The organism is Candidatus Villigracilis affinis, assembly GCF_016705895.1.
Classification (GTDB): Bacteria; Chloroflexota; Anaerolineae; order Anaerolineales; family Villigracilaceae; genus Villigracilis; species Villigracilis affinis.
The window spans coordinates 13,832-34,819 of the sequence record NZ_JADJKT010000026.1 but is presented as its reverse complement, the minus strand read 5'-3'; the positions used below and the strand labels follow the sequence as shown (position 1 = coordinate 34,819).

Sequence of the window (20,988 nt, the reverse complement as noted above, 5' to 3'; positions counted from 1 at the left end):
ACTACAATCCTGTGGATACATCCAGCCCGTTTTCGCGGGCGATATCATCGAACACAACCTCGATGTCGTCGATGAAATGGTCAAGGCCATCCACTTTTTCTGTGAATCCCGCGCCGAGCAGGCCCAACTCACCCGCCGCCGTCTGCCAGAATTTGAAGTGATCGCCCTCCAACACCTCCACAGAGATGGTCCACGTGTGGAAGAGCGGCCAGAGCGCGGCGAGGGGAATCGCACCTTCGAGCATGGCCTTGATGGCCTTCTCATAATAGTTCAAGCGGATCGGATCAATGCGCGGGTCAACGCCATCTTTTTCGCTGGCGAGAGTGTAAGCGGATTTCCAATCGGCGACCCAACCTTTTACTTTTTCAGCGTCCACATTATTGGCGCCGATCAGGGCAAACGCTCCTGCGACCAATCCTGTCTGTTGGGCGGCTTCGGCGCGGGCAGGGAATTCCAGCAAAAGCCTGCGTTCGTGGATCGGAGGTCCGCTTAATTCGGCGACCGCATTCAAGGCATGGAAGAGAGCCTTCATATATTTGCGAATTTCCTTCGGGCCGACGGAGGCTTCATCCACTTCGGTCAAATCCATCCAGATCTGGCGGCCGTGGGAGAGCATTTTGCGGCAGCGCTGCAGCATGAGCGGCGGCTGTTCAAAGTCAAAGCCTGCGCGCAGACTGGCTTGCACAAAATCGAAGAATTTTTCGCGCTCATACAGCAAAATGGGATCGTACATTTCGTAGCCGAGCCACGGGTCGCCGCGCAATTCACGCGGCGATTTGAACTCTTCCTTCATGCGGCGGCTGATATCGAGATGAAAATCGGGGGTCAGTTTCACGAACTCGTGTGATTGCTTCGGCTGGGTCTTGTGGACGAAGACAATGTCAATATCCGCGGTGCCGCCGAGCATGGGGTCAACATTAAGCAGTGAGCCTGTCAGGTAGGCGGCGACAATATCCTTATCGTTGTACGCCCGTTCCTGAGCAGTCTCTTTGGCAATGCGTAGAAGTGATTCACGTGTTACGCGCATGGCGGTTTCCTTTGGATGTCATTTTTCGGGCAAAGGCAAATTTTGTTGAAACGGGATCAGCCCAAGGGTCGAGCGGATGCGGTTCTCAATCTGCTTGAGATGTTCGGCATTGCGAATAATGTCCAGTTCGTTCGAGTCAATTTTCAAAACGGGGACATGGTCAAACGGCTTCGAGAAGAAATTTTCATACGCATGATTGAGTTCGTCAATGTATGCGCGTTCCATTTGTCTTTCGTACGGCCTGTCGCGGAAGGCGATGCGCGACATGAGTGTATCGGTGGTGGCTTGCAAGTACACGATCAGGTCAGGCTTGGGAATTTTCTCGCCGAGCGCCTCGTGAACTTTGTGATACATGTCGAGCTCATCGCCCTGCATGTTGATGCCCGCAAACAGCGCATCCTTCGCGAAGGTGTAATCTGCGATCAGGCTTTTTCCGTCGGCCAAAATCTTTGGGACATTATTATTTTGCTGATGATAGCGGCTGAGTAAAAAAAAGATCTGGGTCTGAAACGCGTAACGCGCGCGGTCTGCGTAAAAATCAGAAAGGAAGGGGTTCTCCTCGAAAACTTCAAGCAGAACCTCCGCTTCGAATGTGTTTTGCAGAAGGCGGGCAAGTGTGGTCTTGCCGACGCCGATCACCCCTTCGATGGCGATGTACATGAAAAAAAGCTCCCTGAGTGGATTGGCGCAAGGATACCATAATTTACACGGATGAAAAAAGTGAGAAGTGAAAAGTGGAAGATTGTATAATGGATGGATGTCAAAAATTTGCATCGTTCCAAAAGTGGATGGGATCGGCGGCATGGCGTCCTTCCGCTTGAAATTCGAGCAGGGACTGCGCGCGCGCGGCGTGGATGTGACACACGATCTTTCTGCGGATTCAGACGCTGCGCTCGTTATTGCGGGGACCCGAAACCTGCTCCCGTTATGGAAAGCCCGTCAGCGCGGACAGCGCATCGTGCAGCGCCTCGACGGAATCAACTGGGTTCACCGAAAAAGAAACACTGGGCTCAAGCATTATCTGCGCGCCGAATATGGCAACTTTATCTTGTCGTTCATCCGCCGTTTTATTGCGACAAATATTATTTATCAAAGCGAGTTTTCCAAAGCTTGGTGGGAGCAAAAATACGGAAAGACTCGCGTACCTTTCGCTGTGATTCATAATGGGATTGATTTGAATACCTATTCTGTAAGGCAAGAGAGTATCTTGCCTTACCCGCCATTTCGCCTTTTGCTTGTCGAAGGCAACCTGGGCGGCGGTTATGACATGGGCTTGGACAATGCCATCGCCCTAACTGAAACCTTGATCGAAAAACACAACCTGCCCGTGGAATTGATCGCCGTCGGCAAAATATCAGAGGAACACCGTCAGCGGGTTGAAACTAAAACCCGCGCACCCATTCAGTGGATGGGAAGCGTGCCGCGTGAGCGCATCCCTGAGATCATGCGCTCGGCGCATCTGTTCTTCTCCGCTGACTTGCACCCCGCCTGCCCAAATTCTGTCATCGAAGCGCTGGCCTGCGGACTTCCCGTCGTGGGTTTTGATACGGGCGCGGTGAAGGAATTGGTCATCGGTGATTCGGGCAAGGTCGTGCCATACGGGAGCAACTCCTGGAACATCGAGCCGCCCGATATTTCCGCGCTCGCTGTTGCCGCTAAAGAGATTTTGCAAAACCAGCCGCATTTCAGCCAAGCCGCGCGGAATCACGCCGAATCCGCGCTGGGATTGGATAAAATGGTGGAAGCCTATCTCAAGGTTCTTTTAGGCAAAAAAGATTAACCATAAAAGAGACGAAGGGTCACAAAGGAAAATACAAAAACTTTGTTTCGCTTATAAAGAACGGAATTCAACGCGTAATTCTTTAAACCTTTGGACCTTTGTGTCTTTGTGGTCAAACCATCAAACTCCATGAAAAATTCCTCGCACTCCTACGACTTTCTCTGGCTGGGCATTGCCCTGTTCCCATTACTGACCATCGCCATCCTTCTGCCTGTACAGCCCCATGATTATTGGTGGTATTTACGGCTGGGAAGGGATATTCTGGAAAATGGCGCTGTCCCTGTGATGGATACATACAGCTCCATACAGGCTGGACAACCTTTGGTCTATCAGCACTGGTTATCGGCTGTATTGCTCTGGCTGACGTATAAGGTCAGCGGAATTTCAGGAACGGTCTTTCTCCTCGCAACATTGATCGGGCTAACCTATGCCCTACTTTGGGCGTTGATGAGACAAATGGAGATCGGACCCCGTCTGGCGACTCTCCTCACATTACTGGCAGGGTTATCAGGCAGTAACAACTGGGGAGCCCGTCCACAACTGCTTGCATATCCGCTGTTTCTGGCTGTGGTGTGGCTCTTGTTGAAATGGCAGGAGCGCGAGCAAAAATATCTCTGGGCGCTTATTCCTCTCAGCTTTGTCTGGGCGAACCTGCACGGCTCATTTATTTTGTTTTTTATCCTTGTTGGGCTTGCCGTTGTCTTTGGGGCTGGGGATAGAAAAAAACTTTTCCAGGTTACGTTGTTTGCGCTGGCAGTCACTTTGATCAATCCGCGCGGATTGACGCTCTGGCAATCGGTGCTCGAAACCCTTCTGTCACCTGTAAGCAATAAATTTGTTACAGAATGGGCGCCGCCGGTAAACCTGGGCTGGCAAATGAATATCTTTTTTGCATGGTTGATCCTGCTTGTGCCGCTTGCGGTCTTTGCCCGCCGCCGTCCCACCGTATTGGAATTTTCGCTGTTCATCTTATTTTCATGGCTGGCATTTAAAGCGAACCGTTTTGTGATCTGGGATCTGTTTATCATCGCGGCTTTCACCGCAAGCCTTATGCCTGATTTCATTACAAAATTTTTCGACCGTCCAGTACAAGTTAAAACGCCGACAATCAATTTGGGTCTGGGCGCAGCATTGCTGTTAATGCCTTTAATGCTTTTACCCGGGTTTCGAGAAAACCTGACAAGTGAATCCATTCCATCCATAGACCCTCAAACGCCCATTGCCGCCACCAAATGGCTGTCGGAAAATCCTGAATTTAGCGGCATGATGTGGAACGACGTTGTATTTGGAAGTTACCTGATATACGGCCTGCCCGCGCGACCCGTCTGGATGGATACGCGTTTCCAAATTATCTACACTCCACAACAGGTGGAACAATATCTTTTCGTGCAAGCCGCACAACCCGGCTGGGATTCTTATCTTGAAGAAAATGGAATTAATTTATTATTCCTTGCAAAAACCCAACCCGCACTGGTCGAAGCTGTGAAAAATTCCAGCCAGTGGTGCGAACAATATCGCGACGATGTTGCTTTCATCTTTTCACGTTGCGAGCCGCTGCCATGAAAAATTTTCCGCATCGCCTCGGTTTACAACAACGCGTGCTGCCCAGTTACCGCGTGCCGTTTTTTGATCTGCTCGCGCAATCCTGCGAAAGCATGGGACTCTTCGCCGGTCAAGCGCGCCCCGTGGAAATGATCGCAGGCGGCAAACCGCAAATCGCAAGTTATCACGAAGCAAAAAACATCCACCTCTTCAGCGGCGCGTTCTATCTTTGTCATCAACAAAACTTCATTCAATGGCTCGAAGAATGGAATCCGCACACTTTAATTGTGGAAGCGAACCCCCGCTATCTGGGGACATCCTCCGCTGTGAATTGGATGCACACCCGCGGAAGAAAAGTCATCGGCTGGGGATTGGGTTCGCCGCCTCTTGCTGGACCTTTGGCAGGGTTCCGTCAAAAAAGCAGAATCTCGTTCCTGAGCAAATTCGACGCACTCCTCGCCTACAGTCAACGCGGCGCGGATGAATACGCCGCCCTCGGCTTTCCCCGCGAAAAGATCTTCGTGGCGCATAATTCAGTGTCACCAAAGCCAGAGCAAATTCTTGACCGTAAACCACAGACCGTAGACCGCGCAACAATTCTATTTGTAGGAAGATTACAGGCTCGAAAACGGGTTGATTCTTTACTGCACGCCTGCGCCGAGATGGAATCAAAACCGCGATTAATTATTGTTGGGGATGGACCGGAGCGTGCGGCGTTGGAGTCCCTTGCCCGGGATGTGTATCCTGCCGCAGAGTTTGCCGGAGCCAGGCATGGGATGGAACTCAAACCCTATTTCGCAGAATCAGACCTATTTGTTTTGCCCGGAACCGGCGGGCTGGCTGTTCAGGAAGCGATGAGCTACGGACTGCCCGTCATCGTAGCCAAAGGCGATGGCACGCAAGATGACCTTGTCCGCGATGGGAACGGCTGGCAGATTCAACCAGAAGATTATGGCGCGCTGGTCGCCACAATGAAAAACGCGCTGTCAGATATGGCTCGTTTACGAAAGATGGGCGAAGAATCGTTTCGAATTGTTTCCGAGGAGATCAATATCCAAAAGATGGTGGAAGTTTTTGTGGATGCGTTAAATAGTGTGGACAGACCCTAATGGTTTTTTAAACCTTTAGGGTCTCTTTTCAAAAATATAAACATCCTTTTCTTCATGCGCCAGCCGATACCCAGCCGCCGCGCGAAGCGAAGTCAAAAGCGAATTTTCATTCGCCGATATACCATCCCGCGAAACGAGGACATACTCGAAGGGATGGTTTTCTTTTAATGACCACTCATCCACACAAGCAGATGTTTTATCCATGCAGGCTTGCAAGGCGTAGTATTCATCCAGCTTTGTCAGGAACACTTTATCGGGCATCCACTCGTAGCCTTGAATGGTGACGATGCTGTAACTGCCGCTCAACACGGGGAACCATTCCGCTACCGCATCAGCAAAGGCTTCGGTTTCGCCAGTGAGGATCAAAAATTGACTTTGCGGCGGAACGTTCTTTGCCACCCATTCCATGGCCGCGCGGTCAGACGGCGTGAGACTCACTTTGGGATACACCTGATCCGAAAGCACCGTTCCAAAGAATGCATAAAAGATCAAAGCCGTCAGCGCGAATTTGATCGCGGACGATTTGATGAAATATGTACTCCAATTCGATTCGATATCGCCCGCTTCCTGCAAATTGTTTTTCAACGCGTACAACCCGGGGATGACGATATCCACAAACCCGATCGCCGCCAGCATCGCCCAGGGAATGATCGAAACAGAAGCCGCACTGCGCGGATCGATGATCGCGGGCAGGAACAACCAAACTGCCAGCAAAAACTCGCGCCGAGCCAGCACAACGACAAATCCCAGCAGGGCCAGCGCCGAAAGCAAAGTGACAAATTTTTCGTCAGCAAACGAACCTGTCAGAATCGCCACCCACGCCAGCGGATTTTGAAAACCCGTCTGCGCCGCGCTCAAATAAGGCTGCAATCCATGCCGTGAGATCACAATGAGAAAAAAGGGAATAGTCAGGGCAATCACACCCAAAGCAACGAACAGCGCATTTTTAATCCCCTCTTTTGACCTGCCAAAGAAGGCCCACAAGACAGCGCACAGGAAAACAGCATGCAATGAAGCCTCAAGATGACTCAACACCACACCGACCCCAAAAAGGATCGTCAACACCAGATATTTTCTGGAAGGCATGGTGAATAATTTGTATGCGCTGAAAAGGATCAGCATCAGGAACAAATGTCCCAGCACCCGCGTGATGCCTCCTCCCATGATGTACCAGGAAATGGAACGCGGCAGCAGCGCAAAAAAGACAGTCGCCAGACTGCCTTTCAAAGGAGATTTTAGGATCGCCGCCGCCATTGGGTAAAACGCAATGGAAAAAAGCACACTGCCAACCGCAGGCAGCCAGCGAAAAACTTCAATGAGAGGAATGTTGAAAATATCTGAAACCAGAGCCGTGGTGTAAAACCCCAAAGGCGGGTATGCAAACGGGATCGAGATGCCGTTGTAATTCACAAAAGCTGGCAGGCGATAGCCTTCCGCTTGAATCGCCTTCACCATTTCATGGAACAATCCCCCATCTGTGACCGGGAAACCGACCATGCTGGCGGGCAAAAAACGGGCATACGCACCCAACAAAAGCCCGAAGACAAGGATCAAAATATTCAAGCGTTCGGTTTCTGTTTTCAAAATCACCTCTCAAAAATAATCGAGCCACAAAGAACGCCAAGTGCGCAAAGACCAGGAAAAGTTTTTCTTCGCGTTCTTTGCGCACTTGGTAGTTAATTATCTAAACAGGAATTCAAAAGCAATCACCGCGACACAGCCTCTTTAACAGAAATCGAAGGCGGCATGTGTTTGATAAATCCCTCGGGGTCTACCGGGCAAAGCACCACTTCCTGGATCGTCTTCGAGAAACCATCCAATTTCCTGGGTTTCAGCAGCAATCCGTGTTCCACGATCTTGCGCTGTGGAGACAGAACACTCCATGTAAGCGGCAATGTTTTCACAGATTCGATCTTCTCAATGTTGTGGATCTCATTAAAACCAAAGAACAATCGATAATCAACGTGTCCGGGCACGTAACGGATCGCGATGCCCTTGTTCGTGATCAAGTAAACAGTCCCAGCGCCGAAGAGCAGAGCATCCTTATAAAGGAACATGAGCCCTGCTAAAAGCAGCGTCCATTGCAGGGAAGAAAGGCCGAGTTTTCCATCTGCGATCCAACCGATGGCTGCGCTTGCCAGACAAACCAAAACGAAATTGCGGATCTGAAACACTAATGGCGCGCGCGGCTGGTCACGGTGCAGCACACGATATTCGCGCGCAACCTCCGCCTCCCATGCCCGCTGTTGCAACACCATGAACCACATCCCAAGCAGAATGATCGCCAGGAAAATCCCCGAAATAATCGGCGGCCAGGCCCACAATGCAACGACAGGCACCCAGGCATAGGGAATCTTTTTCAGGAACAAATATGGAATGGAAAGAACGAACGAATGGAATGCTTTCATTTCAACACCTACGGTTCAGCCACCAGCTCGGCACTCACGTAACCCTTTTTGCCATCCTTGGTCTTCACGTTCAACCATTTGCCAGCTTTTCCGAGTTTCGCCCGCGCCTTGCTTTCATCTTCAACGACGGTTAATTTTGCGCGCATTTTTTCAGTGGAGATGATCTCCGATTTTACCGAAGCAGTCTTATAGATTTTTGCGCCAAGCCTGCCAACACGCGCTTTGACAACGACGGTCATTGCGACGGGTTTCGGGGGTGTGGTGGTGACGCCGCTCGTATCCGTCGTGGACGTGGTAACTGGTTCTGTTACAACGACAGGAGCGGCCACTTGAACCTGCTCCAAATACCACGCGGCACAAAAGCCTTCGTGTCCCTTGCCATCGTTCACGCGCACCCATTGATTCACGCCGCCGATCTTGGAATAATCATCCGCGCCAAGCAGGGTGAGGACGGTGCCCGCAGGGACAGAAACAACGATATTGCTCGGACTGGAAGTATCGATGCTCGAGCGGATGTTCAAGCCCCAAGTGAGGTCGGCTTTGACTCGGGCCAGGGTAGTGCTTGTTGTGACTGTACCCGTTGTCGGCGGAGTCTGATCCGTGCCTGTCGTTTGGTCAGTGCCCGGTAATGAAATTCCTCCGCTGGCATTGAATGATTCATAAACGATCACATGCATGATCGAACGCTGCAACGGGTTGCCCTGACTGTAGCGCGGCATGAGATATGTTTTTTTGTTGACGTCGGTTTGATACGGCCACGGGTCGAGCATCAGATAATCGTTGCCTTCTTTGGCGTAAAGGACGACCCAATGGGTAAGCAGCCCGGGCGCGGGGGTGCTATCCACCATCACGATGACAGGCTGGCCCGCCGCAATGGAGGCATCGATGAGGCCAAGCGGCGCATCGGTGTTGCCGCAGGAGATGTTGCTTTTCACATTGATCTGCGGATAGATCTGATTGACCGTATCCCAGCGGATGCCCGCGCTGACAAAGCCGTTGACGTTCTTCAGTTTTTGGTTGAGGGTCTTGGGGGTTTCGATAAATCCATGCCCGCTGATGAGCATGGCCACACTCGTCAACGCGCAGCCCACATAGCCAATGGTGTCGCGCGAATCGCCAAAGCCGAGAATATCTTCCTTCCATTTCGGGTCCTGCTGGGAGTAGTACACAAGTTGGAATGTCATGGGGCACCTCTGTAAAGTTGGAATATCACGACGGACTTATTATACAGTTCAACCAAAATGGCTACATCGTCCTGAAGGAGTGTTCAGCTTCGCTTACTCACAACTCATCCATGATCTCGGCTTTTTTTCTCTCGTATTCCGTATCAGAGATCAGGTTTTGGTCACGCATTTCCTTCAACTCAGCCATACGTTCAAGTGGAGATTTTCTCTTTTTACCCTTTGCTGGTTTGCTGGTCTGTTTCGTATCTTTTGCGAGCGTGCCGAAATCTTCAGAGTGGAACATGGCCTCACGGTAGCGGATAAAAAAGACGACAAAGATCGCAAGCGAAACAAGAAGCCCAGTCATGGCAACGGCAGGCAGAGTGATATCTTTGCCATCACAGTAAATATTGTGCTGCCAGCCCACCTGTCCGGGCTTGTACGAATAGCGTGTGGTCTCGATCGAAAATTCACCCGAACATAACAACGGCTTGGACAGATAGTTAATGGAAGGGAAAAACGCGCCGATGGCCGCCGCGAAAATGGCGTATCCCAAAAACAGACTGACGCCAAACATGATTCCGATCAACATCCAGTTTGGTTTTCTCATGGATTTTTTCTCCGTAAAATGGTGCAGCAGATGCACTCCACATTCGATAAAGCTATTTCTCCGCCTTATCCAAATCCTTGCCGATATCACGCTGGAAATCCCAGGTGAGGTAATCGAGGTTGGATGGCAGTGACAATTCCAGTGTGTACAGGTATTGCAACTCCACTTTCACCTTGCGCGGACGGCACTCCAGCAAATGTCCGCCGCTGGATTTGTCGTCGGTGAGAAAATGCAGATGCACGCCGGGCACGCTCAGGGAAGCCATGAACGAGGGTGTGTAAAATCCGACCATCAAGCCATGCACATCGTTAAATTCAAAGGTCGGCTGTTCCTTCGCCACTTCCACCAGCGGACGATAATTCTCCTGTTTTGGCACCGAGCGCGTTTTGACATATCCGAATTCACCCGTGATGCGGAAGGCATAAAAGATATTCGGTGAAGGCATCAATTCGATCATCCATTTCAGGAAGTCGGGATACGACATTTCCTGTTCGAGGGTTTCTTCACCGGAAGGCTGAAAATTCGTAACACAGGCGAACGGCGAGCAAACTTCTTCATCCGTGATCTGATTCACCTTGCCGTCAGACCCAACGCGGAAGATCTCGCCATCCACCATCATCATCTCGCCATCGAGATCGTTGAAGGTGCCGAGGCCAAAATCACCATGCTTTTTGATCTCGTAAAAGGGAATGTTCTGTTCGTAGATCCCCTCCACCAGCGAGTTGACCGGCGCGCACAAATACACTTTATTATCGGCTTTTCGTTTTCTGATTCTTCGCAGGGTTGTCCGTTCCATTTTGACTCTCTCTCAAAATTTGATGGCACGATTATACACTTCTGATTTGATATACTACAAAAAGTCATGGACATTTCACAAACCATTCATCTGCTTGGCGACCTGCTCGGACAGGTCATTTCGGAACTCGAATCGCCGCACGTTTTTGAGGTCGAGGAAAAGATCCGCGCGCTGGCAAAGGCCCGCCGTAACGGTGACGTATCTTCCGCGGCGAGCCTGCAACAGGAAGTTTCTTCCCTGAATACGGAAGAGGCGCGGGCGGTCGCCGCTTCGTTCGCCGCGTACTTTGATCTGGTCAATCGCGCGGAAGAGAATCAGCGCATCCAGATCCTGCGCCGTTACGAAGACGAAAAATTCCCCGAACCGATCCACGAATCCATCGGGGAAGCCATCGCCACACTCAAACAGCGCGGCATCACCCGCGGACAGATGGAAGACCTGCTCGGAAATCTATCCATTGAACTCGTCCTCACCGCCCATCCCACCGAAGCGCGCCGCAGAACTGTGCTTTCCAAAATGGAACGCATCACTGAACTCATCACGCAGATCGGCGCAGGTTCACTCTCTTTGCGCGAACAGGAAGATGCCATTCAATTGCTGCGCAATGAGATTTCCTTCCTCTGGCTCACCGACCGCGCGCGCGCCGCGAAACTCTCCGTAGCCGATGAAGTGAAAACGGGATTGTATTTCGTCGACTCGTTTTTCTGGAATACCATCCCTGTCATCTATGACGATCTTGAAAAAGCGCTCGAACGTCATTACCCAGGCCTGCACGCCCCCGCGGACTGGTTCAAGCTCGCTTCATGGATCGGCGGCGACCGCGACGGGAATCCCAATGTCACTTCAGATGTGACCGCCGAAACCCTGCGCCTGCATCGCGGTCTGGCAGTGGAAAATCATCGCAAGAGTTTTCACGAATTGGCACGCCATTTGAGCGTGAGTTCCAACCGCATCCCGCCGCCGCAAGCCTTAATGGATTGGATCGAAAAACGCAGACCTTTTCCGCCACACATTGCCTACATCGAAAAACGCTATGTGACAGAACCCTATCGTTTAGTACTGTCTCTGCTGGCCTCTGACCTGGCTGAAGCCTCGCGCGAAGATATGAAGTCTCATTTACTGCAAAGCTACGCCTATCATGCCCGCATGGAAGTGAAAGACCTCGCACAACCTTTGGAGTTGATCGCAACAGCCATTCCCCAAAAACTGACACAGGACGACCTGCAGGATGTCCGCCGTAAGTTGATGATCTTCGGCTTGCACGCTGCAAGGCTCGACATTCGGGAAGACTCAAGCCGCTTCAATGCCGCGCTCAGCGAGATCCTGCGTGCCCTGAATCTCGAATCCGATTTTGAAAACCTGCCCGCCGATTCAAAAACCGAGTTACTCGCGCGCCTGATCAAAGAATCCGCGCCGCAGCTTTCCAACCATCCCGGGGTCACGTCCGCCACAGCGGAGACCTGGTCATTGTTCCAACTCATCGGGCGCACACACGAAGTGTACGGAAGTGAACTTCTCGGCCCCATCGTCATCTCGATGACTCACGCCGCGTCCGATGTGTTGAGCGTGCTCCTGCTCGCAAAATGGGCTGGGTGCAAAACCATCCCACAAATTGCGCCACTCTTTGAATCCGTCCCCGATCTCAAGGATGCTCCGCGCATTCTTGAATCTCTTTTTACTTCAGAAATTTACCGCGAGCATCTCACAGCGCACAACAATGAACAAATGGTGATGATCGGTTATTCCGACAGCAACAAAGACGGCGGCTATTTAATGGCGAACTGGTCATTGTATGAAGCGCAGGAAGAGATCACCCGCGTTGCGCAAAAACACAATATCAAACTCACCATCTTCCACGGCCGCGGCGGAACCATCGCGCGCGGAGGCGGACCCGCCAACAGCGCAATCCGTGCTCAACCGGCTGGCAGTATCAATGGTCGGTTTCGTTTGACCGAGCAGGGCGAGATCATCGCCTTGCGTTATTCGAATCCCGGTCTCGCGCATCGTCATCTTGAACAGATCGCCAGCGCTGTCATCCTCGCCTCTGCCCCGCTGCCGCATCAACCCATTTCAAAAAATTGGCGCAGCGCCATGTCGCAAATGTCAGATGCCGCGCAGCGTGCCTATCGCAAGATGGTTTATGAAACCCCGGGCTTCATCGAGTTCTGGCAATCGGCCACGCCGCTCGACCAAATTAAACATTTGCAGATCGGCTCGCGTCCGTCGGCGCGCTCGCAAACTGGTGCGGTCAATCAAATTCGCGCCATCCCCTGGGTTTTCTCATGGATGCAAAGCCGCTTCAATTTACCAGGCTGGTATGGTCTCGGCTCCGGGCTCGCGGTCATTGATGATAAATCGTTGTTACAGGAAATGTACGCAAGCTGGCCCTTCTTCAAAACATTGCTCGCCAATACCGAAATGTCCCTGCTTAAAGCAGATATGGATATCTCAGCCTTATATGTGGATCTGGTCTCGGATAAAAAACTGGCGAACGAAATTTTCTCTTCGATTCGCAGCGAATACGAACGCACGCGGGAAGCTGTTCTTTCCATCAGTGGACATTCGACTCTGCTGGAGCTTGAACCTGCCACCCGCCAAGCCGTGCAGGTGCGCAATCCCTATGTTGACCCGCTCAACTATATCCAGGTGGAAACCCTGCGCCGCCTGCGCTCCCTGCCCGATCAGGAAAGTACCGAAGCCCTCGCCCTGCGCGAAGTGATGGCGATCACCATCAATGGAATTGCATCAGGGTTGAGAAATACGGGGTAGGATAAAGCGAGTTATAAAAAGTGAGAAGCCGCGAAGAAAATTTTCTTCGCGGCTTCTCTATTCTCTATTTACTTCTCACCTATTACCTAGTTCACCCAATTTTGGGCGTATCACCAATGATCTCCCAGCCCCGTTCCACTGCAACAGATTTCAACTTCGCATCGGGATAAACCGCCACAGGATGTTCCGCATGTTCAAGCAGGGGAATATCCAACACGGTATCGCCATAGGCAAAATCCACGCGCTTCACACCGAGGCGGCCCAGGATCTGTTCCAGTTTCTTTTCGCTCGCAACCAGCTCGCCCACCATTTGAACACGGCCGTTCTTTATTTCCACGGGCGTACCGCTCACTTGCGCGCCGATCCGCTTTGCAAATGGCTCAATGAACGGCTCCACCACGCTGCTGGCAATATAAACCTGCGCCCCACCTTCACGATGAGCGATCAACCGCGCCACCACGTCCTCGCGGCGCTTCTTCCAAAAATCATGCTCCACGATCCACTCAGATACCTGAGCCAGCTTCTGCGGGTCGGCATCCTTGATATAAGACAGGCTGTCCACCATCAATTTTTGTCCCCAGGCCTGCCAGTCGATCAACCCGTTCTTCGCAAGTAAATAAGACGGCATGATTGCCGCCATGTACAAATTGGCGCTGAACTTGCTCTGGTTATGCTTCACCCAATCCACCAACCCCAAAAACGGCGATCCGGTGGTCAATGTACCCATCAAATCAGATACGACGATCATATTTTCTCCAATGTGTTTTATTTTTCCACGAACTCTTTTACAACCCTGTAAAACTTCTCTGGTTCCTCCACGAATCCATAATGGCCTGACTCTTCAAAGACTTCCATCTGTGCATTTGGAATTCGCGCCGCCATTTCCTTTGCCATTTCAACATTTGTGATGAAATCGTGCCGTCCCACAATGATAAGCGTCGGGACATTGATCTTCTCCAATTGTGGACGCAGGTCAAAGCTGGGGGCTTCTTTTTCATTGAACACACGCAGCGGCGCAATTTTGATCAGTGTATCTTTTGTCCGCTCGGCATAGGCCTGGGCGCGCGCATCGAATTTTTTAAAATAAAACTTCTTCTCACGCTGCCACAAACGCCCCATGTCTTCATCGGTTTGGTATTCTCCAGCCCATTCCTTCTTCAACGCATCCAGAGAATCTTCAAACCATGGTTCATTCTTGAAAGCCTGCACCGACGCTTCCACATCGGATAAGAATTCCCCAAAATAAGCGGATGTATCGAAGAGGATCAATTTTGATAACGAATCGGGATAGCGGATCGCATACTCCAGCGCGACCATTCCACCATGTGACCAGCCCATTAACATCGCTTTCTCCAGGCCAAGGTGCCTGCGCAAGGCGTCCACGTCAGATGCGTAATCAGGCAACAGATAGGCGTCCCCGGCCGCAGGTCCAGAAAGACCCGAGCCGCGCGGATGAATGGCGATGATTGTGACGAAGTCGTCTATTTTTGCAAAGTCATCCCAATCCCGCGCATCCGCACCTGGCCCGCCAGAATGTGCGATCAGCAACGGACCTTTTCCGCGGACCGTGTAATGGATTTGTACACCGTTCAAAGTGACATCATATTCGCCTGCAATAAGCTGAGCCATATGGTTTCTCCTCAAATTTCGATGATTATACTGGCATCGGTGCCATTGTTTCGTTCGTTACAATCAATGCATATAAAAGATACAAGCGGATTGTTGAAATCAACAATCCGCTTGTAAAAACTGAATATTTGAAATATTGACTATACGCGTGACAAACTGCTGTTGACCTTGCTAAATACATTACCGATCAATGGTCCAAGAATCATAAGCGCAGCAATAACAACGATGGCTACTAAAACAAGAATCAGCGCATACTCGACCAAGCCTTGACCTTTTTCTTTCGGTGAGAATAACATGTGATTTTTACCTCCTTTCCTTAAAATTCAAATACGGCACTATTATTATAATAAGAAAACAACCTGAACGAATTAACAAATCAGTTAGCTCACACATTCCCATGAAAAAAATTTGGGCGGCCAATTGGCCGCCCAATTACGAACTTTTGCTTCTTCCCCGGTATGTTTATACACCGGACAAGCTGCTGTTGACCTTGCTAAATACATTACCGATCAATGGTCCAAGAATCATAAGCGCAGCAATAACGACGATGGCTACTAAAACAAGAATTAGCGCATATTCAACCAGACCTTGGCCCTTCTCTTTCGGTGAGAATAACATGTGGTTTTTACCTCCTTTCCTCTAAATTGGTGAAGCAATTTCATTATAACGAGAAAACATCCGAAATCAACCTGTTTGTTTTGGCCCATTTGGGCTATTTTCGCGCCAAAATTCACAATTATTGTGCTGTGTTGCCGCCATCCACCAAAAGCAAATGCCCCGTCACAAACGACGCTTCATCCGAAGCAAGGAACAGGACCGCGTTGGCGATCTCGGTGGGTTTGCCAAAACGCCCCATCGGAATATATGCGCTCGATTCCTCGATCGCCTCATTCAAGGTGACAGGATCGGAGCCCTCGAAATAGCCTGTCTCCAGCCAGCGGTCTACAAAGGTATCGCCAGGGCAAACGGCATTCACGCGAATCCCCTCTCGGGCATGGTCAAGCGCCATCGCTTTCGTCATCATCGCCACGGCACCCTTGCTCATCACATAGGCAACTACATTCTTCCCTGCCACCACCGACCAATCCGAACCGTTGTTGACAATTGCGCCTTTGCCCTGCGCACGCATGTGCGGGATGACCAGCCTGCTCATCCGCCAGACTGCCGTGATGTTGATATCCAGCGTCCTCTGCCAAACTTCCTCGGTGGTCGTCTCGGCCGTCCCCTTCGGCACGATGCCCGCATTGTTGAACAAAATATCAATGCGGCCGAATTCCTTAATGGCGACATCTACGACTCTTTGACAATCTTCCTGCTTCGTATGATCTGCCTCGACGAACACGCATCGGACTCCCCGTTGTCTGCATTCCGCTTCGACGGTTTTTCCCAACCCGGAGCGTCTGCCGGTGATGACCAGATCCGCTCCCTCGTCTGCAAAAAGAAGCGCAGTGGCTTTTCCAATTCCACTTGTCGCGCCGGTGATAATTGCCGTTTTATTCTTCAGTCTCATAATTTTCTCCATAAGGCTCTGTGGGGCTTAGCGAAGTATAATTCATCATTATGGACAGCAAGACTCTCAACGTTCTCGAATACCCGAAGATCCTCGATCGGCTGGCAGGTTTCTGCGATTTCTCCGCTTCGATGGATCTGGCACGCGCACTCGAACCGACCTCTTCTTTTGAGTTGGCAACCGCCCAACTCGCAGAGACGACCGAAGCGCGCAAATTACTTTCCGTCAATAGCATGGGTATCGGCGCTGCACACGACATCCGTCCGCAGGCCGACCTGGCCGCGCGCAGTGGTGTACTCGATCCGCATGCCCTGCTCGATGTCAAATCCACGCTGATCGCCTGCCGTGAGCTCAAGAAGGCATTCGAAAAGCGCACGGAGGAATATCCACGCCTGACACAAATTGCGATGGGATTGCCCGAAACACATGGTCTCGTGGATTCGATCTCGCGCATTCTCTCAGACCGCGGCGAGATTTTGGATTCAGCATCGCCAAAGCTCGGTGAGATTCGCCGCAATTTGCGTATAGCGCAGGACAGGTTGATGAGCCGCCTGCAAAAGTATGTAACCGATTCAAAAACCGTTTCGATGTTACAAGAGCCGATCGTCACGCAGCGCGATGGACGTTATGTAATTCCGTTGCGCGCAGAATTCAAAGGCAAGATCAAATCCATTATTCACGACCAATCCTCCAGTGGCGCGACGCTGTTCATCGAGCCGCTGCCCGTGGTGGAAGCGAACAATCAGATCCGCGAATTGCAGCTTGCCGAACGAGACGAGGAACGAAGAATCCTCGCCGAGGTTTCGGCGCAGGTCGGTGAACATGCCGCCGAATTGAAATATGGCGTGGAGAATCTTGCCGCACTCGACCTGGCCTTTGCAAAAGCAAAGTATGCGGACGAGTTGCATGCGAGCGAACCCTTGCTACGTGAGTTGAAGGTGACAGGTTCAAAGTTGAAAGATTCGCAACCTTCCACCTTAAACCCTTCGGCGGGTTCAGGACAACGCATTACAACCTTGAAACTTATTGATGCCCGTCACCCACTGCTTGACCCGAACACCGTCGTCCCCGTGGATGTAGACCCTGCGCCTGGCACGCGCGCCATTGTGATTACAGGCCCGAACACGGGCGGGAAAACGGTTTCGCTGAAAACGGTCGGCTTGCTGGTGGTGATGGCGCAAAGCGGATTGCATGTCCCCGCGCAAAGCGGATCGGAGTTGCCATGCTTCCATTCGGTGTGGGCTGATATCGGTGATGAACAATCCATCGAGCAATCGCTTTCCACATTCAGCGGACACATTACGAACATCATCCGCATTTTGAAAAAAATGGATAGCCGTTCGCTGGTCATCTTCGATGAGCTTGGTTCAGGCACAGACCCGCAGGAAGGCGCAGCCATTGCGCGCGCAATTCTGACACACTTGCTCGAATCAGGTGCGATGACTCTCGTTGCGACCCATTATCCTGAATTGAAATCCTTCGCACATTCGACAGAAGGTGTGGTGAATGCCTCTTTGGAATTTGATATTCAAACGCTTCGCCCCACCTATAAACTGACTCTCGGACTCCCGGGCAGATCCAACGCCTTGTTAATCGCGCAAAAGCTGGGACTTCCACAGACAATCATCGAATCGGCGCGAGCAGAGATCAATCCGCTCGATCTGCGGGCCGATAAATTGCTGGATGACATTCGCAAGGAACGTAACCGCACTTCACGCGAACGCGAAAAGATGGAAAAGGCGCGCGCCAAATTGGAAGCGCAAACACGCGAGATTGAAAAGCGACTTGAAAAGATAGAAGATGAACGCCGCGAAACTTTAGCCAAGGCACGCGCCGAAGGCGAGTTGGAAGTGGCGGTGCTCAAACGCAATATCGACTCGTTGAAGGGTCAATTGAAGAAAGCAAGCCAGCCTTTACAGGCCATCAAAGCCATTGAAGCGAAAATGGAACAGATGGAGGAGAAGGTGGAAGCGCCGGTGGAGCGGAGAAGTGAACAGGTCTCAGTGGGCAGTAATCAGTCGTGGAAGTTGGGCGAGCGGGTTACTGTCAGCACGTTGAATGCAGAAGGTGTTGTGACCGCTTTGGGTGAGTCGGATGCGGAGATCCAGATCGGGACCCTGCGCATACGGGCGAGACTGTCTGAGTTGGTGAGAGGCGGCGGTGAGCAGTCATCCACAGCCAGTAAACAGTCGCCTGTAAGCATCAAACAGAAAGCAGACGGCGGATCGAGGACTTCTGTATCGGCGACAAAATCTCCCGGCATGGAAGTGGATTTGCGCGGGTTGATGGCCGATGACGCGCTCGACAAAATGGAAAAATATCTGGAGCAGGCATTTCTTTCGGGTCTGCCGTTCGTGCGCATCATTCACGGAAAAGGAACGGGCAAGCTGAGACAGGCCGTGCGCGAGGCTTTGCGCGGACATGAGTACGTGAACTCGTTCGAAGAAGGCGGCGACAAGGAAGGCGGCGAAGGCGTGACCGTTGCAAAGTTGAAAAGCGGATAGGTAATTGGTCAGGCTTGCGGCATAACCTGCTCAAAGATGGTATATAATTTTTTTAAACTATAACAGGGAGCTTCTTATGTCCATTGATGATGCCATTAAACAAATGACGGATACGATCAAAGCCGCTTGCGGAAGCGCGGAAGTAAAGGTTGCGAAAATGTCTGATGAAGAGGCGCGCCTTTCGGTATACGCGCCCGCAGGTGATATGCAAAAGATCAAGGATGCGACCTTTCAACCCGCAATGGATCTGCTCAACAAGGACGGGATGGACGTTCAGGTGTTCGTGTACGACAAGGATGCTCCGCCACTCAAGGGATAAAAAGCGCGGACCATTTCAAAACAGGTTTTGCCTGATATATTCAAGAACAAAAATTTCCCTTTTCAACCATCCAGGGATTTGCTCACGAGCCAGCAATGATTTGTTGGCTCGTATTGTTTCATCGATGTCGAGCCATACGGGTTTGAATCCCAAGTCTTTTTCATATGCATCGAGCTTTTGCTCGCCAAAAACATTATCCACTTCGCACAGATAATAGTACGAGGTCATCTTGAACACGTCATAATCCTTTTCCTGCGGGCGGATATATTCGACGACGGCACCGATGCCCTGTCCAAAATGGAGGAGCGACATGCCGCATTCTTCATGGATCTCACGGCGCAGGGCTTGTTCATGCTCCTCACCTTCATTCATGCCGCCGCCGGGGAATTTGTAATCGCCAACTTCGGTCGAGTGGACCATCAACAGTTCCCGTCCGCGCAAGGCCACTCCTCGAATGGCTGTTCTGTACACGGCCTTTCCGAGGATGTTCAAGTTTTCGTGTCGGTGAATTTCGGTCAGGATGTTCATTGGATTCCCTCGATCTTTTTGCCGCGAATTATCCAACCAACGTGGATTTTTTATTTCTTCACGCGAAGCTTACTGATATTCAAAATACTTCTTCAAATTAAGCATGTGTTTTTCAAGCAGATTCCATGTGATCAAAGCGCCGACGACTGTGATGGTGTAGGTCAAAACGATGTAGGCCAGATACATAGCCCAGCCGCGCAGTTGGGTCCGCCAGAGCATATCCAGAAGGATCAAGATGACGGGAACATGCAGAAGATAAATGGAATAACTGTATTTTCCAAAGAAGATAAGCAGCTTGTTCTGAAACAGCCTGCGAAACATCGATGTTTCAGGATGGGTCATCAAAATGGTGACCATCGCCGCTGAAAAGACCGCTGCCAGTGTGTATCCACCGAAGACGAGCCAGATATTTTCATCAAGCGGAACCATATGGGGATAGGCTGTAAAACACAACGCAAGAAACGCCGCAAACGCGACCCAAAAAGAAGGAATGGAAATATTTTTCAATCGCTGAATCCAAAGGGGTTCGGTAAACGCAACAGCAAGCAGGCCGCCAAAGACCAATTGCTCGAAACGCGTGAAAGTATTGTAATAAAAGAACGTGGATACCTGAGACATATCATCCCAGAACAGGATTCCCAGCAAACGGGCGAGGATCGAAAAAAGGATCACGCCAATGCTAAGCTTTATCAACGTTTCCTTTTTTGTAAAATAAACAACAGCAGGCCAGATCAAGTAGAACTGTTCCTCGATGGCCAGCGACCAGGTGACCGCAAGATATGTGGTCAGTGGAATTTTGCTGATCAGTATCAGCCAGTTTTGTTGATAAAGCAAAAGAAATGGGAGGGCACGCGGAATTTCGGGCGTGAAATCGGGGTCAAGTTTGGGAAGCAGGAGAAGAATGACAGCGATAAAAACAAAATACAATGGGAAGATGCGCAGCGATCGTCGGACATAAAAATTCTTGAAATAATTCTTCTCGTGCTTCGTCCTCAGCAAAATGGACGTGATCAGAAACCCCGAAAGCACGAAGAAAATATCCACGCCCACCCAGCCAATGGAAGAGAGGCGCGTGATGAAATGCAAAGTTTCGTTGCTGGTGAAATAGTCTGCCCGCTTGAGCAGATGAAACGCCACGACCACAATGATCGAAATCCCCCGAACACCATCCAACTCCCTGACCCGCTCATTCATAAAACACAATATCCATTTTCAGTGCTGGCTTCGAGTTCAGATTCAGCATGGCGGTTCTCCTGAACCCCATTTAACCACAAAAACTGCAGGGACACGGCGC

The 20,988-nt window shown here is 51.0% G+C and carries 20 protein-coding genes; 6 read left to right on the top strand and 14 right to left on the bottom strand.

Translation table 11 applies throughout. The features are described from left to right. Position 1: 1 nt before the first annotated feature. A complete protein-coding gene (locus IPI86_RS12145; protein WP_345298274.1) occupies positions 2 to 1,027 on the bottom strand; it encodes a hypothetical protein in 1,026 nt (341 codons plus the stop codon). An 18-nt stretch (positions 1,028 to 1,045) separates the two neighbouring features. Then, entirely contained in the window at positions 1,046 to 1,687 is a 642-nt protein-coding gene (locus IPI86_RS12140; protein ID WP_345298273.1) for a deoxynucleoside kinase, read from the bottom strand. A gap of 97 nt (positions 1,688 to 1,784) precedes the next feature. On the opposite strand from IPI86_RS12140, the gene IPI86_RS12135 reads away from it, so the two are divergent. The 3 genes from IPI86_RS12135 to IPI86_RS12125 all read left to right on the top strand — a co-directional run bounded on the left by IPI86_RS12135 (position 1,785) and on the right by IPI86_RS12125 (position 5,458). Beyond that, positions 1,785 to 2,807, top strand: coding sequence for a glycosyltransferase family 4 protein (locus tag IPI86_RS12135; protein WP_345298272.1), 1,023 nt, complete (start codon positions 1,785 to 1,787; stop codon positions 2,805 to 2,807). Positions 2,808 to 2,936: 129 nt separating this feature from the next. Continuing rightward, positions 2,937 to 4,370, top strand: a complete 1,434-nt coding sequence (locus tag IPI86_RS12130) for a hypothetical protein (RefSeq protein WP_345298271.1) — start codon at positions 2,937 to 2,939, stop codon at positions 4,368 to 4,370. Next, positions 4,367 to 5,458 (top strand): glycosyltransferase family 4 protein, encoded by a 1,092-nt coding sequence (locus IPI86_RS12125; RefSeq protein WP_345298270.1) that lies wholly within the window; start codon positions 4,367 to 4,369, stop codon positions 5,456 to 5,458. Before IPI86_RS12130 ends, IPI86_RS12125 begins: the two co-directional genes overlap by 4 nt. Before the next feature lie 15 nt (positions 5,459 to 5,473). Here the strand turns inward: IPI86_RS12125 and IPI86_RS12120 are convergent, their stop codons facing one another. From IPI86_RS12120 to budA, 5 genes are all read right to left on the bottom strand, one after another. Further along, a complete protein-coding gene (locus IPI86_RS12120; protein ID WP_345298269.1) occupies positions 5,474 to 7,042 on the bottom strand; it encodes a hypothetical protein in 1,569 nt (522 codons plus the stop codon). Positions 7,043 to 7,164: 122 nt separating this feature from the next. After that, a complete protein-coding gene (locus tag IPI86_RS12115; protein WP_345298268.1) occupies positions 7,165 to 7,866 on the bottom strand; it encodes a hypothetical protein in 702 nt (233 codons plus the stop codon). 8 nt (positions 7,867 to 7,874) lie between these two features. After that, entirely contained in the window at positions 7,875 to 9,050 is a 1,176-nt protein-coding gene (locus IPI86_RS12110) for an SH3 domain-containing protein (protein WP_345298267.1), read from the bottom strand. A 97-nt stretch (positions 9,051 to 9,147) separates the two neighbouring features. Beyond that, positions 9,148 to 9,639, bottom strand: a complete 492-nt coding sequence (locus IPI86_RS12105) for an SHOCT domain-containing protein (RefSeq protein WP_345298266.1) — start codon at positions 9,637 to 9,639, stop codon at positions 9,148 to 9,150. A gap of 52 nt (positions 9,640 to 9,691) precedes the next feature. Next, positions 9,692 to 10,435 (bottom strand): acetolactate decarboxylase, encoded by a 744-nt coding sequence (gene budA / locus IPI86_RS12100; protein ID WP_345298265.1) that lies wholly within the window; start codon positions 10,433 to 10,435, stop codon positions 9,692 to 9,694. A 66-nt stretch (positions 10,436 to 10,501) separates the two neighbouring features. Between budA and ppc the strand changes: the two genes are divergently transcribed. Then, positions 10,502 to 13,204, top strand: coding sequence for a phosphoenolpyruvate carboxylase (gene ppc, locus IPI86_RS12095; RefSeq protein ID WP_345298264.1), 2,703 nt, complete (start codon positions 10,502 to 10,504; stop codon positions 13,202 to 13,204). Between the two features lie 91 nt (positions 13,205 to 13,295). Here the strand turns inward: ppc and IPI86_RS12090 are convergent, their stop codons facing one another. The 5 genes from IPI86_RS12090 to IPI86_RS12070 all read right to left on the bottom strand — a co-directional run bounded on the left by IPI86_RS12090 (position 13,296) and on the right by IPI86_RS12070 (position 16,343). Continuing rightward, on the bottom strand, positions 13,296 to 13,952 hold the full coding sequence (locus IPI86_RS12090) for a haloacid dehalogenase-like hydrolase (protein ID WP_345298263.1): 657 nt from the start codon (positions 13,950 to 13,952) through the stop codon (positions 13,296 to 13,298). A 17-nt stretch (positions 13,953 to 13,969) separates the two neighbouring features. Beyond that, on the bottom strand, positions 13,970 to 14,833 hold the full coding sequence (locus IPI86_RS12085; protein ID WP_345298262.1) for an alpha/beta hydrolase: 864 nt from the start codon (positions 14,831 to 14,833) through the stop codon (positions 13,970 to 13,972). Between the two features lie 140 nt (positions 14,834 to 14,973). Then, on the bottom strand, positions 14,974 to 15,129 hold the full coding sequence (locus IPI86_RS12080) for a Flp family type IVb pilin (protein ID WP_345298261.1): 156 nt from the start codon (positions 15,127 to 15,129) through the stop codon (positions 14,974 to 14,976). A gap of 166 nt (positions 15,130 to 15,295) precedes the next feature. Continuing rightward, positions 15,296 to 15,451: a Flp family type IVb pilin gene (locus IPI86_RS12075; RefSeq protein ID WP_345298260.1), complete on the bottom strand. Its 156-nt coding sequence runs from the start codon at positions 15,449 to 15,451 to the stop codon at positions 15,296 to 15,298. 118 nt (positions 15,452 to 15,569) lie between these two features. Further along, entirely contained in the window at positions 15,570 to 16,343 is a 774-nt protein-coding gene (locus tag IPI86_RS12070) for a glucose 1-dehydrogenase (protein ID WP_345298259.1), read from the bottom strand. A 50-nt stretch (positions 16,344 to 16,393) separates the two neighbouring features. Here IPI86_RS12070 and IPI86_RS12065 point away from each other — a divergent pair, with 50 nt between their 5' ends. After that, the gene (locus tag IPI86_RS12065; RefSeq protein ID WP_345298258.1) at positions 16,394 to 18,847 is read left to right on the top strand and encodes an endonuclease MutS2; all 2,454 of its coding nucleotides are present in this window, start codon (positions 16,394 to 16,396) and stop codon (positions 18,845 to 18,847) included. Positions 18,848 to 18,923: 76 nt separating this feature from the next. Continuing rightward, complete coding sequence (locus IPI86_RS12060) at positions 18,924 to 19,166, top strand: hypothetical protein (protein WP_345298257.1); 243 nt, start codon at positions 18,924 to 18,926, stop codon at positions 19,164 to 19,166. A gap of 15 nt (positions 19,167 to 19,181) precedes the next feature. Here IPI86_RS12060 and IPI86_RS12055 read toward each other — a convergent pair whose 3' ends face one another. Next, the gene (locus IPI86_RS12055; RefSeq protein ID WP_345298256.1) at positions 19,182 to 19,694 is read right to left on the bottom strand and encodes an NUDIX domain-containing protein; all 513 of its coding nucleotides are present in this window, start codon (positions 19,692 to 19,694) and stop codon (positions 19,182 to 19,184) included. Positions 19,695 to 19,763: 69 nt separating this feature from the next. Then, positions 19,764 to 20,888, bottom strand: coding sequence for an acyltransferase (locus IPI86_RS12050; RefSeq protein WP_345298255.1), 1,125 nt, complete (start codon positions 20,886 to 20,888; stop codon positions 19,764 to 19,766). Between the last annotated feature and the right edge of the window lie 100 nt (positions 20,889 to 20,988).